Here is a 14,580-nt window from a genome sequence, read left to right on the forward strand (position 1 = left end):
CCCCTTTTAGCTAATCAGAAAAATCTATATAATGATAAGCGATAGACGAATAATTCTAGTGGAGGTAATTAATTTGAAACGATTAGCGGTTTTTTGCGGTTCAAGTAATGGTGCTTCAGAAGTTTATAAAGAGGGTGCTGTTCAATTAGGGAAAGAGTTAGCCAAGCGTAATATTACGTTAGTTTATGGTGGGGCGAGTGTAGGAATAATGGGAGCATTAGCCGATACTGTTTTAAACGAAGGAGGGAAAGTCATAGGAGTTATACCTAAACTTCTGGAAGAACGAGAAATATCTCACCAACATTTAACCGAATTGTATACTGTAGATACAATGCATGAAAGAAAAGCGAAAATGGCGGATTTAGCAGATGGATTTATTGCATTACCAGGAGGACCAGGAACATTAGAAGAGTTTTTTGAAATCTTTACTTGGGCCCAAATTGGTTTACATCAAAAGCCATGCGGTCTACTTAATATAAACAATTATTACAATCCTCTTATTTCTCTATTTGATCATATGGTAGAGCAAGAATTTTTACAGGATAAATATCGTTCGATGGCTATAATAAAATCAGATCCAAGGATGTTGATTGATAGATTCAACACATATGAACCGCCAACTATAAAGACTTACGCTAAATAGCTATAAAAAATTTACGCAATCCCACTCTATAAATTCACAACTTGTAACTAAACCTTAACCTTTGGAATTAATTCATAATGAGGGGAAGCTGAAGGGAAATGTATGTGGTTAGTGTACCGATTACAGATTTTCTTACTGTCCTAATATAATTTTGAGATTGTAGTCTTTGCGTACGTTTTTCAAGAGCTATTAAGAGATGCCATTGATATAAATTCAGGAAGTTTTTTAACGGTTTGAGATGAATAACATGGCAATGATAGTCAATATGGATCTGATGTTAGACCTTTATCTCCATTAGTTTTAAAAAGGAGAAAAATGATAATGAAAATACCGTTTGAAAAATATACAATTTACGTCACTTTTGGCGATGATAAAATTTATGAATTAAAGGAAGATTTTTCGAAAGAATTAGTAAGTGAAATAAAAGTGTCAACTCCGAAGAATCCAACATTGGTGCTTCATAAGCAGCAGTTGGATTATGCAAAAGCTTTTTACAAAGAAAATTCTATTAAATTGGATAAAGAAACATGGAATAACTATTATAAAATCGGTTTTATTACTTTAGACGAATTAAAAGAGTTTAATGAGAAATAACTGTCTTTATGGTAAATGTAACAACTTCATGGACATTGTACAAAACTTATCTCCCTGCTGAATTCCTTATTCCTCTGCTAAAAGCCTGTAGTCTAAAGGTAAGGGGACGGTGGGAAATCAGTGGAAATCCCTATGTAGTCCGATAGCTATTCCAAATTTGGGTCTGACCTCAAATTTTCGATGGCCGTCCCTCTTTGGAAAATAACTATTGACGCTCCATTTTTGTTCTGGTAATATTGGAATAATCAAATAAACGAATATTTTTTAACATAAGGCAATTTAATATATAATTCTTATCACGAGTTGGCTGAGGGAATTGGCCCTATGACGCCCGGCAACCGCCCTTTATGGGAATGGTGCTACTTCCAACAGGCAGAAATGTCTGAAAGATAAGAGGGAGAAACCGCAATGTGTTTATGATTTCAACCCTCTTTCTTTTGGAAAGAGGGTTTTTCTATGGAGAAAATAATCAGATTATACGAATGGATGAGGTAAGATGAATGCGGTGATTTCAAAAGGAGTTCGAACACCGAACAATAAGTTATTAGATATGTAAAATGCGAAACAGGCTAAATTGACCCTCTTCATTAAAAAAAGAAGCCAAAAGATTGGCTTCTTAGATACTAATACATTGGTAATTGTCCAGTCATCATTTGCTGAGGGGTATGATGACTTCCCCCTTCATACATCATGAGGTTCCGTTCAAGCTCCATTACAGCATCAAAGTGTTTTTGATAAAAAAACATATGTCGTTGAGGGTCAACATATTCATATCGTTTTGCCAATAACCCAAATAAGTTTGCTTCAGTTAAAAGGTCTTTTGTTTTTTGATCCAAATGCACTTGAATATATCTCCTAAAATTAATTAGTTTCAATACATAGGGTATTCATCCATCCGCATTTGGAATAAGAATATCGCCTATTTTTTGAAAACAATTCTTAAAAACCAATGATAACGCTTTTTGATTCGGAATGGTTTGACTATGAAGACTCTAGTTCCTTAGCTAGAAACCGTTGAGGTCATATTTTTATAGTTTGGTACGTAGTTTATTAACGTACCATCTCTTTTTTACATCTATAAAAAGGGCTCATTTTGTTGCACCTCAGTATAAAACACATCCAAAGGTGAATAAACAAAGGCTTGGTTTGTTGACGTCAACCCAAGCCTTATCTAATTTTTTATAAGATAAGAAAGTTTTATCTTACCTTCTTAAAAGAGAGCAATTTTATACAATTGTTTGTTAAAATATTCTTAATTAATGAAGATGCTGATTACCAAAATTATCATCGACGACCTCTTTCACCTTTTCCACGGCCTGTTCGACCATTTCATCCGTAATCATCACAATGTCTGTATCGTATTTTTCTTCTTTAGATACATCGAACTGAAGCTTCTCCGTATATGGTGCTGGTCTATTCATCAAATAGGCAGACATCACCTCGCAGTTTTTATCACGAGCTTCGTCAACGCTTAACTGACCTGTTACTATTTCATGCATTAAATTAAGGGCCAGTATGTTGGCAGCTTCTGTATCACATCGGGACGATACTTCCCCTCTTGTTCTTTCAATAATGATACTTCCATCAAATTTAGCCAGTTCACTAAACATTTCTGTTGGAACAGAGTAGTTAATATAGTTCTCAATGACATCTGTATGGGGAGCTGGGAAATCATGAGGAATTTCATCACGATAAACGATAGTTCGTTTCCATGGTCCGTTATTAAACCATATTAACCTGCTTTGAGTTGCTTCATTAGGAAGTCCGTATTGTTTAATTGTAGCATTTGCTGCCTTCTTGGACATAGCGTTCCAATTATTGATTAAACTACTAACAAAGTCCATATCAACTACGGTTTCTGTCGTTTTCTCAGCGCCGCCAAACGTTTGTACCTTTAAATCATTTGCCATTGCAGTTCCAGCAGTATTCCATTTATCTTTTTGTTCCATTATTTCACCTGCTTCTATATGATTTTTAGTTCTTCCCCTATTATTTGAAAAGATTTGAAATAAATACAGTTAATTAAAAGAGAGAAATACTGTTCATACAAATCTGTGACTTTTGAGTATTTTAGTTACTTATAGAATTCACAAAACCTTCACGTCAGATTTTATTGATAAAGAACTGATTTACAGATATAGTGATGGAGAACGGGAAGCCAACCTTTAACGATGAATTGACGACAGCGAGAGTACAGCGATCCCAAAATGATGAAAAAATAGGAGAGATGATTATGAGAAAAGGTTTCTTTACTATAATAATGCTGGTAGTCATAGTGATTACCATTGTGGTATATAGCATGAGTGGAAATGAAACGGAAGATACTGTAACAGAAGATTTGGAGGAATTACCAACGCTTGAAGTAGATTTTAAAGTTCCCGAGACTGTGGATGTAAATGAAACCGTAGAATTGAATGCTACTGTTTCATATAGTGATGAGATGGTAACAGATGCAGATGAAGTTTTGTTTGAAATCTGGCAACAAGGACATGAGGATGAAAGTATAGAAGTGGAAACAACAAATAATGGAGATGGAACGTATACAGCGGAAACCTCCTTTGAAAGTAATGGAATATATGAAATTTATGCACATACAACAGCTAGAGATTTACACACGATGCCTAAGAAAACCATAGTCGTTGGTACGGGTGCAGTAGATGATAAGGCAGTGGGAAATCAAAACCATGAATCAGGCGAAAATGCATATGGAAAACGTGTAGAAGGGTTTGTATTGCAGTTTATGGAACCCGAACATGTGAATGCCGAAAGTGAAACAGAGCTTATGGTAGATTTGCAGATGGACGGTAATCCATTAAAGGAGGCAGATGTCCGTTACGAAATTTGGAATGACGAAATGCCCGATGAACGAGCATGGGTAGATGCGGAGGAAATGGAACCTGGTCAATACATAGCAGCTCATTCATTTACAAAAGCAGGTACTTACCATATTATTATTCATGTTGAAAATGAGGATGGATTACATAAGCATGAGGAGTATGAATTGCTGGTGAATCACTAAAGTTTCCGATTCGGGTCCGGTTTTCGTGAATAGGACAAGTGAGTTTCATAATTCGCAAAAAACGGTAAAGAAGATTCAAAAGTATTTAAATGCAGAAAATAATATCGTTGTTTGCTAATTTCTCCCTAGTTAAAATGGAAGGTAAAGTAGATTTAGGTGTAATCTATCTTTATCATTATTCGACAGCACTTCAAGCACGGGAAAGGCTTTAGCCTAGTGGTAGGGTTCAATACTGGTGTTCTCAGGAATCCACTACTTCAATCTAACCACAAGGTCCATAAGGGGTGGGGAGTTCAATGAGGCCAAAACCTTCCCCTTAAAAGGTTATCGATAAACTCTTCCTGAGTAAGAAAAATATTAAAATCAACCACAGAAATACAAAACCTTCCGTCTGGTTGATAAAAAACTGGGGCTGAATCCTTGGTTTTATATAGAAGTAATCTTGAATTTGTTTTGAATTCCTCTTTCTTTAATTCCTGCAGGATGATGAACAGCTCGCCCCAGAACGGAAGATATGGTTTTTCTCTATATGATTGAAGGACATGTATTAATTGCGAACGAATGTTGTTTCCCACTTTCTTACCCACTCAATTCCTAAGATATTAATGGTTTATCATAACCCATTGCTTATATATTATATATTTTTTAATAGGAATTATACAACGCCTTTTTGCCGGATAATCTCCGAATGAAAATAGCCTTTATGCTAATCATCCATTATTTCAGTAAGTTTCTTCATCGCATCTTCCAAGTCCATAGTGGATGAAGTTATCACTTCAATAATGTGATTTTGCTTTGCAAATTTCCTTAAATTAGTATAAATAATAGGTTTTTTATGTTTGAGGATAGTACCTAATTCGATAAAAGGGATCGAATTGGACTTTACCATTGATAATGATTTAAAAAAGTAATAAAAATCATATGTATGTTTCCTCTCATCAGGATATTCACGCAACATTTTTTCAAACTTTGTCATGGAGTTCACTACATTATTCATTTTGGTACCTCACTTCTGTAGCTGTAAATTATAAACATACAATTAATAAGTTTTCTCACAATGTCAATATCGTCAAAAATAGATTATTATTAAAGGTTTATTTTATTCAAGTGTGTAATTTTGTGCAGAAAGGAGCGTTTCAGAAAAAATGGAAACTATTTTCTAGTGCGTATCGTCTAATTGGATGGGAGGTAGGTTATGAAAAAAATTATATATATCGTTTTTCTTTCCTCAATGATGCTGTTATCTGCTTGTTCTGGAGAAGAAAAAGAGGAATTAACAAGAATAGATATTCACGAGGTTGATGCGGAAGGAAATTACAAAGAGGTCGGAACAATAACAGATAGCGAATCCATCGAGCTGATTCAGAAGACGTTTAATCAAATCAAATGGGACAATAAAGTGGTCAATATGGCAAGACAACCAGATATAAAGCTAATATTATTTTATACATTTGATGAAAATATGCCAGAAAGATTGATTGAATATGAGATTTGGTTTAATGAAAATACAGGTACATCAATAATTGTCGGCAATAAGGAGAACCTAAGTTATGGCGAGTTAGATAAAGACCATACAAATACCCTTAGAAATTATTTGAAACGCTAAAGGATGACATACATTTTGTTGCATTTTTTAGCTGACAGGGTAGTTACTACAATCAACACTAAAATACATATCTGGGAGAAGAAAATGATATTTTTTGATATTGATGGAACATTACTTAATCATGAAAGAGCAGAGGAAGCGGGAGCTATTGAGTTTTTAAAAGAGTATAAGGATGAACTAAAACTTAGTGGTTCTGATTTTGTTAAGATATGGTATGACTTATCTGATAAATACTTTGAAAAGTTTTTGGAAGAAGAACTATCTTTTCAAGAGCAACGAAGAATGAGAATGAAAGAGTTATTTGGTAATCATTTAACGGACGAACAAGCTGATAAAAAATTCAATCATTATTTAATGTTTTACAGACAGAATTGGAAGGTATATGAAGATGTCATACCTTGTTTAGAACAATTAAAAAAACAAGGAAACCGCCTGGGTATAATTAGTAATGGTGATTATCATCAGCAAATGGAGAAACTGGAAGGGATAAATATAAAAGGATATTTTGACTGCATTATTACCTCAAGCGAGATTGGCGTATCTAAGCCTAATGCTGCTATATTTATAGAAGCTTGTAATCTAGCTGGTGTGCAAATTAATGAAAGCCCCTACATAGGTGATAGATTAGAGACCGACGCAATCGGCAGTAAGAACGCAGGGATGAAAGGAATATGGTTAAATCGTAAAGATAAAACAGCACATTCTGATGTCATTGTTATACACCAACTTAGTCAACTGGGAGTGATAATCAATTAGTTTTTTCCACTAACTGTGCAATAGAAAAACGAGTATTATTTTTATATTATGTTTATCTATTGCTTTATCATAGGGGAAGTACATATTCTAAAAGGCTCTATTCATAAGTTTGTAGCTTATAAGCGGTGCTTGTATTCTAAATTTATCTGTACAGAAAATATCTAACTAAAAAATATAAATAGGTGAGAATATGAAACCAAACAAAGCAATTAAAGAAGATAATTATAAAGTATTCGCTCTACTAAGCCATTATTTGAATCATGCACCCGACTTTATTGATAGAGAAGAAATAGATGAGATTGCCAAAGGCAGTATATCTTATGAATATGCCTTTTCTGTAATACTGGCCTCTGCTTTTGGACTTGATATTGTTGACAATGCACCTGATAAAGAGTTGTTCCATAACTATTTTTACAGGATGATCCATCACCTTGATAGTAATGAATATAATAGAAATCCCTATTATAAGAATATCAAGCTACCAACGATGAAAGTCGGCAATAGTGAATTAAAATATGAAAAATATAAGCCGTTTGAAGGCTTTGTTTGTAACGATATCATCGAAACAGAAGAGGGAAGACAAATTCCGCAAATCGGATTTTTTGATACGGAATTTAGGTTCCCGGCAGTTTTAGAAAACAATAGAATCTGGATGACGATTACGCCGAATGAAATCGAAACAATGAAAGAACCTGTGGATCAAGCATTTGGCCAAGTACTTACCTATGGACTTGGGCTTGGCTACTATGCCTATATGGCCTCTGAAAAAGATAATGTGGAAAGCGTCACCGTTGTGGAGAGCAATGAAGATGTTATCCATCTTTTTAAAAAATATATCTTACCGCAATTCACCAATGCCAGTAAAATAAAGGTGATTCAAGCAGATGCTTTCGAATATGTACAAAACCAAATGTCCAAGGGGAAGTACGATTTTGTGTTTACAGATCTATGGCATGATGTTTCAGATGGAATCGATATGTATTTAAAAATGAAAAAGTATGAAAAACAAAACCCAAATACCGTATTTACGTATTGGATAGAAAAATCTATTATGTGCTATTTATAATTGAAACATACATTTAATTGATAAGAGAATTTCAATGTGTAACAGATTAATAGGCGCCTGTATATATTGTTAAAGATGACATATACAGGAGGTAATGAAATGAATAATGATTACCAACGTTATATAGAACAAATTTTAAGTACTTGGGATAAGGAACAGAGAGAAGGAGCTTTAAAAATAATTCAAAAGTATGGATATCCTCGGGAAGCCATCGCAAGCAGAATGATTTGGTATCATAACGGCCCTTGGAAGCGTACAGTTGTATTACGTGACTCTGTACCACATAATTTACCCGTGAACCATAAGGATTTTCTTGCACAAACGGTAGATTATCGAACACCTGTCAAGCTATTTGATGATATTGCTCGTTTTGATGGGAGCTGTTACCCTGATAGGACGAGAGGGGAAGTTACGGTTATGTGTGATAAAGAGGAAGCAAACTTTTTGGCTGTCAATCTGTTCCACGAAATTGTAACTGGAAAACGTACAGTGGATGAAGCAAGATATTTTATGGCTGAGACAGAAGCAAATTACCTTTTTAAAAACATATCATCCCCTTACTTAGAAAAAATACTATTCCCTCAACAACGTTATACCATTGACCCCGATATCCAGTACTTTGAAGCAGAGATGTAGATTTTATAAAACACTTCTGAATATGGCCTGATTTACATGGGAAATATGTTTCGATTACAGGTTCTTTAAAAAGCATATTCTATTCTAGTCTTATATTCTCTCTTTTTGAAAAAGAATTTAGTTACGGGAGCAGCTATTGAACTGCTCCCTTTCGATTAGTGAGATTTAAAACCTTTCCATAATGATTAGTTTTAAATTCATTTCACCGGACCATTCGTAATCTCAGTAAGCTTAGAATTGATGGCAAAGATTTTTGCGTTTACTTCCGTTATGCCAAAACCAGCCAAACGTTTCGAATGCATATCTAAATAGTTCTGAGCCGTTTCTTTAGTTTCAAAAATATAAATTCCTCCGGCTTCGTTTGTCTCTGGGCTTTCTGTCCAGATTTTCCACATGAATCCATCTTCTTCATTAATGCTTGTTGCTAAATCAGAAAACGAATCCGCCATTTCATCTCCGAATGGTCCATTCATTTTAAAATCCACTTGTAAAACGTATGCCATGGTCATTCTCCTTTGTTATTTTATTGTTGTAAAATAAGATTCTCCCAGAATTTGCTTCACTTGATAACTATTTGGTGAAAGATTTTTTTCAACGAAATTGGGAATATCCTTCTTTTCTACATCGTACATCACTTCAATTTCTTTGGAAAATAGAAGTTTTTCGTTTTCAAGTAGGCTGGAAATAGATGGTTGCTCTTTTGGCTGTGGTTCTTCATTTAGCACCTTTTTTAATCCGTCAACATAGTATTCCAGTGGGCGAGTTCCAACAATTTTTATGCCTTTGTTTTCCTCGTTTATCATAATAATGGTTGGGAAACCTCTGGCACCAAGCCTTCCTGCAAGAGCAAAGTCTTCACTTAGTAACTGTTGTCCAATCGTTTGTTCCGCCTTATTTATGATAGCTTCACCATTCAGTCCAAGTTTATTTACGATATCCACCATAACGGATGGGTCTGCAATATTTCGGTTAAATGCGAAAACAGCTTCCCTGGCACGTCGTAAATATTCATATGCTAATGCATCATGATAATCTTTTTGAATCACTTTAAATACGCGGGAAGGTGGGAAGGATGATTGAATGGGATTATCATACCAAATCGTCCCATCGATTGGCATGCGTGACTGTTCCCCTACTTCTCTCCAGTGGCCTGCAACATCTTGAGGACCTGATATTCCGTTTGCTGGATCTACTGGCCCGCCACCCCACTTTTCCAGCAGACCGCCCATAATCACATGGAAGTTAAAATAGTATCCATATTGCTCTTTAAAACGATGGAGTACTGGTTCAAGTGCCCAACAATGAGAGCAAATGGGATCTGTTACATAATAAACCTCTATGGACTTTTTCGGTTGATTCAAATCAATGAACTCTATATCTTTCTCCTGAGCATCACCACATATACCTGTTTCTACATCACAAATCATATTATTATTGTTCGTCATTTTATATGACCTCCTTTGATTTATTGGGATTTGATATAAACTTCGGACTAATGAAATTTCCTATCGTGATACTTTCGCCTGTTCTAATGATGATAGCGTGCATGCAGTCTCTCCGGCAGAATACTTACGGTTCGTGGCACGACCTAAAGCCTCATCAAGGAAAACCGTAAGTGCGCCTCTAGTCTTCTATTAACGCTCCGTAGTAGGCTTACTCGGCGCAAGGGAACAAAGAAGATTCCTCAAGTAGTACCCGGGCTGCTAGAGTCTAGACACGAGTGAAAAATGCCTTCTAATGATTGATATCCCGCTTGCGCTGGTTGATATGTGCGCCCGTTGTGTTGATATTTTGCACACCTCGTTGATATCTGCCCCTTTATGGTTGATAAAAGCCCTCTAATGGTTGATATTCCGTATACACTGGCTGATATGTGTGCCCATTGTGTTGATATTTTGCACAACTCGTTGATATCTGCCCCTTTATGGTTGATAAAAGCCCTCTAATGGTTGATATTCCGTATACACTGGCTGATATGTGTGCCCATTGTGTTGATATTTTGCACTACGGTCGACATCCGCTTCTTTCTGGTCGCCCGCGGAAAGCGTAGTGTATTTCCGTAGCGGTAGATTAAGCTCCAATATCATCTGAATTAGTTCGCAGTTTATACAAACTCCACAACAATAAACTTTCCTAAAAGAAATCCTTATAATTGCTTTATAATCGTATTTTATTACATAATAAAATACATCAAAACCAATAGTTAACTTGATTTGTTGTTTATCCGACATATGGTTAAAACTGTTGGAAAAATGGGAGGAATAATTGATATGGCTCAAGTAAAAACAGATCCACGAATTTTGCGTACTCGTAAACTAATCATGAATTCCTTCATTAAACTTTCTGAAAAGCAGGAATTCAAGGATATTACGGTTAAGGATATTACAGAAGAGGCAATGATTAATCGTGCCACATTCTACTATCATTTTAAAGATATATATGATTTATTGGAAAAGGCATTATCAGAAGTGTTATCGATCAATTTAAATAGCGATGTCTTTGAAAGAAGCGAACTAAATGAGGAATCGATTATTCATATCTTCAAGGCGATAACTGATTTTCAATTATCCTTATCCAATCGTTGTCATAGAGGATATGAAGATACTATTGCCCGTATAATTAGAGAACAGCTTGAAATCACATTTTACAAAATGCTAAAAAGCCAATCTTCCATGGATGAGGACAAATCATTAAAAACGATAGCCGTCTTTTTAAGCTGGGGGATTTATGGGGCTTCTGTAGAGTGGAAAAGATGTGAGGAGCGAACTAGTCCGGAAGAATTTATTCAATCATCCATTCCTTATATCATGTCGGGAATTGATTTTGAGGCTGAAAGTTAGTACGGTCCTGTTATAGAAGTCAGTATTATAACAGAGTTAGTAAAGCCATACTTAAATAAAAGCTTGTAATGTTATGCAGTTATTAGAGTATTGAAACAACATTACCAAACTGGGTAGGTTTATGAATTTATATGACGGTGTATAAGTTTGATTCTTCTCTACTGGATACAATTCAACAGTGAAGTAGAGAGTTAAAGAACTCTCTCCATGATGATTAGGAATCATCATCGGTAAATGAGATCGGAGACCCCGTTGACGTATGTTCATTTACCCAGTCAAGTGATACCCTCGAAACAGCAGACCAGTCAGGGATTTGTCCTTTATGCTGTTCCACCCAACTCATACAATATTGCGGATCGATGTTATTTTCCTGGCATTGTGCTAGAAAGGGATTGAATCGAATCTTCTGTACAATTTTCCCATGATCCACAGGTTTCTTTGAAAAGGTTTTCCATTTTCGCTTTTACTGATTGATCAGACATTTTACATTCCTCCCTCTTCCAATAATAAAGTTAACAATATAAAGTATTCCCAAGAAAAAATAATATATGATGTGATGGCCCATTTCGATTTTTTCATATCGGTTGTAATTTTTCTGAGAATAAAAGGGCAACATAAGACTTGTTCATTCTATGTGATACTGGAGGGAACGGAAACATGGCGAAAAAAGAACGACTTAATGAAGAAGCTGCTTTAAATAATAATTTGGGCACTTCCACTTTAAAAATAAACGAGGATATTATGAAGCAGCATCAGAAGCCAAAGACAGATAAGCAGAGAAAAACTGGAAAGTAAGATTAGAGAATGGCTAACAATAAAGGAAAGCAAGATCAACAAACGAAGGGTTGGTTTTGCTTTTTTCTAATTCGCTATCATACTAGGGAAAATGTTAATGGAATAGTATCATGTGACTTTTCGAAAATTAAAAACGAATAGCAGTGTAAAATAATAATAACAAATTGTTGGATTATTAATTGCTGTGGAGTATAATTTGCAGGCTTGATTACGATATTAGGAAAATCGTATTCGTATATTTCGCTTATTTTAAATAAAGGAAGGAATGTCGTGTATTTTGACGAATCTTGTTATAAGACGTTACTCTAAAGGAGATATGCGAAAGATTTGTCTTTAGAATTAACAAACTTTTAATATAATATGCTTTTTCTTGTTAATATGAAACGGTATGATTGAAACGGGGGGGGAGAACAATGGAGAAAAAGAAGAAAAAAAAGAAAGCACAACTTCCTTTTCGGATTAACATATTATTTTTTGTCATATTTTTAATGTTTACCATGTTGATTTTTCAGTTAGGGGTCATCCAGATTCTTAATGGGGAAGATTTTCAAAAGGAAATAGAACGAACAGATATGGATATCACGAAATTACCAGTGCCAAGAGGTAAGATTTATGATCGTGACCATGAGGTGATTGTTGATAATGAGCCTGTTTATTCCATTACCTACACACCGGAAAAAGGAGTACAAGCAAATGAACGCTTAAAAGTAGCAAAGCAATTAGCCGAATTTATTACGATGGTTCCTAAAGATGCAGAAGATGCGGAAGAGTATTTGGATAAAACGCTGACAGAAAGGAATTTAAAGGAATACTGGTATTTGCAGAATCAGGAAGAGGCAGATGAGCGACTATCTGCAGAAGAGCGGGACGGCTTAGATAATGGAGAGGCATATAATAAAACACTGGAATTAATAACAGAAGAAGAAATAAGCAATTTTACTTTAGAGGAAAAAGAAGTAATAGCTATTAAAAAAGAATTGGACAGGGCTTCTTCATTAACGCCTCAAATCATAAAAAATGAAGGGGTTACTGCGGAGGAATATGCCGCTGTTTCAGAGCACCTGGATTCACTGCCCGGTATTAATGCGACAACGGACTGGGATCGTGAATATCCTTTTGGAGAAACACTATACAGCTTATTAGGTTCGATTACAACACAAGACGAGGGAATCCCAGCTGAAAATGAGGATTACTTTCTGACAAGAGGATACAGCAGAAATGATCGTATTGGAAAAAGCGGTTTAGAGCAAGAATATGAAGATCTGCTGCGGGGACGAAAAGAGCAAGTCCAGTACACAACTGAAAAAGACGGGACGATTATTGCTTCGGAAACCATTGTAGAAGGGGCGCGAGGTAGTGATCTTGTATTAACCATTGATATGGATTTTCAGCAGGAAGTAGATAAGATTGTACGAGAGGAACTCGAGGCAGCAAAAAGTCAGGATCCGTACGATAATCAATATTTAACCGATGCACTGGCTGTGGCGATAAATCCGAAAACAGGGGAACTGCTCGCAGTATCTGCTAGCCATTATAATAAGGAGACGGAGGAATATGAGGACGCGGGCTTCCGGGCACTATCGGATGGTCATACACCTGGTTCCGTCGTAAAGGGAGCAACTGTCCTAGCAGGCTTAGATTCAGGCGCCATCACTCCTGGCCAGAGTTTTTATGACAGACCGATTCAAATTAAAGATACACCAATAATGAGGTCCTATTCCAATAACTTGGGTCAGGTGAACGATATTAGTGCATTGAAAAAATCATCAAACGTTTATATGTTTTACATCGCTTTACGAATGATGGGCGATGATCGATATCCATTCCCAAGTGGAGAGGTTCCTAATTTTAATTCGGAAGCATTTGAGGAGATGCGTAATTATTTTAATCAATTCGGATTGGGAGCCAGTACAGGGGTGGATCATCCGTATGAATCCACCGGGTATGAAGGATCTGATTTAACGCCAGGTTTAATGATGTACCAGGCAATTGGGCAATATGATCAGTATACAGCACTGCAGCTTGCACAATATGTATCCACTATCGCAAATGACGGATACCGGGTACGTCCACACTTTGTAAAAGAGGTTCACGAGCCAACTGGTTTTCAAGACCAGCTTGGACCTTTACAGGAAACAAAAAATACAGAAGTAATGAATAAAATCGTAATGGATGATAGTCATTTAGAAAGGGTTCAGGAGGGGTTCCGCCAAGTGTTTCAGGAATCTGGAGGTACTGCATATAATTATTTCCAAGATGCAGACTATAATCCTGCAGGAAAAACAGGGACAGCGGAAACGTATTATTATGAGGACGGAGAGTTAAAGGCGGAAACGCTAAACCATAATCTTGTTGGGTATGCCCCGTACGATGACCCTGAAATTGCCTTTGCGGTCATTGTTCCATATGCTGGTTTAAATAATGATCATCCTACCAATCATAATATCGGCAGAAGATTGCTGGATGCGTATTTCGAAATGAAAGAAGAGCAAGATCAGAATAAGGTCGATGAATAAAATAGAGACGGTGCTATTGTTTCAAAGTTTGCTGAAACAATAGTACCGTTTTTTTAAAAGATAAGAAAGCATAAATTTTTTTGCTTCGATGTCTAGCTCCAGCGCCCAG

At 35.9% G+C, this 14,580-nt stretch carries 15 protein-coding genes and 1 riboswitch; of the genes, 10 read left to right on the plus strand and 5 right to left on the minus strand.

The window, feature by feature from the left end; translation table 11 throughout:
- The first annotated feature begins 73 nt into the window (after positions 1–73).
- Together GMJ66_RS18975 and GMJ66_RS18980 are read left to right on the plus strand one after the other, a co-directional pair.
- The gene (locus GMJ66_RS18975; protein ID WP_156291891.1) at positions 74–643 is read left to right on the plus strand and encodes an LOG family protein; all 570 of its coding nucleotides are present in this window, start codon (positions 74–76) and stop codon (positions 641–643) included.
- A 321-nt stretch (positions 644–964) separates the two neighbouring features.
- Positions 965–1,237, plus strand: coding sequence for a hypothetical protein (locus GMJ66_RS18980; protein WP_156291892.1), 273 nt, complete (start codon positions 965–967; stop codon positions 1,235–1,237).
- Positions 1,238–1,527: 290 nt separating this feature from the next.
- Positions 1,528–1,633, plus strand: a riboswitch (SAM riboswitch).
- Between the two features lie 227 nt (positions 1,634–1,860).
- Here the strand turns inward: GMJ66_RS18980 and GMJ66_RS18985 are convergent.
- Positions 1,861–2,079 carry a hypothetical protein gene (locus GMJ66_RS18985; protein WP_156291893.1) on the minus strand — a complete coding sequence of 73 codons (219 nt, stop codon included), beginning with the start codon at positions 2,077–2,079 and terminating at the stop codon, positions 1,861–1,863.
- A gap of 414 nt (positions 2,080–2,493) precedes the next feature.
- A complete protein-coding gene (locus GMJ66_RS18990; protein WP_197046768.1) occupies positions 2,494–3,186 on the minus strand; it encodes a hypothetical protein in 693 nt (230 codons plus the stop codon).
- A gap of 284 nt (positions 3,187–3,470) precedes the next feature.
- Between GMJ66_RS18990 and GMJ66_RS18995 the strand changes: the two genes are divergently transcribed.
- On the plus strand, positions 3,471–4,256 hold the full coding sequence (locus GMJ66_RS18995) for a FixH family protein (protein ID WP_156291894.1): 786 nt from the start codon (positions 3,471–3,473) through the stop codon (positions 4,254–4,256).
- 706 nt (positions 4,257–4,962) lie between these two features.
- Here the strand turns inward: GMJ66_RS18995 and GMJ66_RS19000 are convergent.
- A complete protein-coding gene (locus GMJ66_RS19000; RefSeq protein WP_156291895.1) occupies positions 4,963–5,253 on the minus strand; it encodes a hypothetical protein in 291 nt (96 codons plus the stop codon).
- Positions 5,254–5,451: 198 nt separating this feature from the next.
- Here GMJ66_RS19000 and GMJ66_RS19005 point away from each other — a divergent pair, with 198 nt between their 5' ends.
- The 4 genes from GMJ66_RS19005 to GMJ66_RS19020 all read left to right on the plus strand — a co-directional run bounded on the left by GMJ66_RS19005 (position 5,452) and on the right by GMJ66_RS19020 (position 8,320).
- A complete protein-coding gene (locus GMJ66_RS19005) occupies positions 5,452–5,862 on the plus strand; it encodes a hypothetical protein (protein WP_156291896.1) in 411 nt (136 codons plus the stop codon).
- A gap of 15 nt (positions 5,863–5,877) precedes the next feature.
- Positions 5,878–6,618, plus strand: a complete 741-nt coding sequence (locus GMJ66_RS19010; RefSeq protein ID WP_331279702.1) for an HAD family hydrolase — start codon at positions 5,878–5,880, stop codon at positions 6,616–6,618.
- 190 nt (positions 6,619–6,808) lie between these two features.
- Complete coding sequence (locus tag GMJ66_RS19015) at positions 6,809–7,684, plus strand: spermine/spermidine synthase domain-containing protein (RefSeq protein WP_156291897.1); 876 nt, start codon at positions 6,809–6,811, stop codon at positions 7,682–7,684.
- 99 nt (positions 7,685–7,783) lie between these two features.
- On the plus strand, positions 7,784–8,320 hold the full coding sequence (locus tag GMJ66_RS19020) for a hypothetical protein (RefSeq protein WP_156291898.1): 537 nt from the start codon (positions 7,784–7,786) through the stop codon (positions 8,318–8,320).
- Positions 8,321–8,517: 197 nt separating this feature from the next.
- On the opposite strand, the gene GMJ66_RS19025 is transcribed toward GMJ66_RS19020, so the two are convergent.
- Both GMJ66_RS19025 and GMJ66_RS19030 read right to left on the minus strand, forming a co-directional pair.
- On the minus strand, positions 8,518–8,823 hold the full coding sequence (locus GMJ66_RS19025) for a monooxygenase (RefSeq protein WP_156291899.1): 306 nt from the start codon (positions 8,821–8,823) through the stop codon (positions 8,518–8,520).
- Positions 8,824–8,838: 15 nt separating this feature from the next.
- Complete coding sequence (locus GMJ66_RS19030; RefSeq protein WP_156291900.1) at positions 8,839–9,765, minus strand: DsbA family protein; 927 nt, start codon at positions 9,763–9,765, stop codon at positions 8,839–8,841.
- A gap of 825 nt (positions 9,766–10,590) precedes the next feature.
- On the opposite strand from GMJ66_RS19030, the gene GMJ66_RS19035 reads away from it, so the two are divergent.
- The 3 genes from GMJ66_RS19035 (at position 10,591) to GMJ66_RS19050 (ending at position 14,471) form a co-directional block, all read left to right on the plus strand.
- Complete coding sequence (locus GMJ66_RS19035) at positions 10,591–11,160, plus strand: TetR family transcriptional regulator (RefSeq protein ID WP_156291901.1); 570 nt, start codon at positions 10,591–10,593, stop codon at positions 11,158–11,160.
- 657 nt (positions 11,161–11,817) lie between these two features.
- Entirely contained in the window at positions 11,818–11,955 is a 138-nt protein-coding gene (locus GMJ66_RS19045) for a hypothetical protein (RefSeq protein ID WP_156291902.1), read from the plus strand.
- A gap of 413 nt (positions 11,956–12,368) precedes the next feature.
- Positions 12,369–14,471: a peptidoglycan D,D-transpeptidase FtsI family protein gene (locus GMJ66_RS19050; RefSeq protein ID WP_156291903.1), complete on the plus strand. Its 2,103-nt coding sequence runs from the start codon at positions 12,369–12,371 to the stop codon at positions 14,469–14,471.
- Positions 14,472–14,580: the final 109 nt, after the last annotated feature.

The organism is Oceanobacillus salinisoli (genome assembly GCF_009733865.1).
Lineage (GTDB): Bacteria > Bacillota > Bacilli > Bacillales > Amphibacillaceae > Oceanobacillus > Oceanobacillus salinisoli.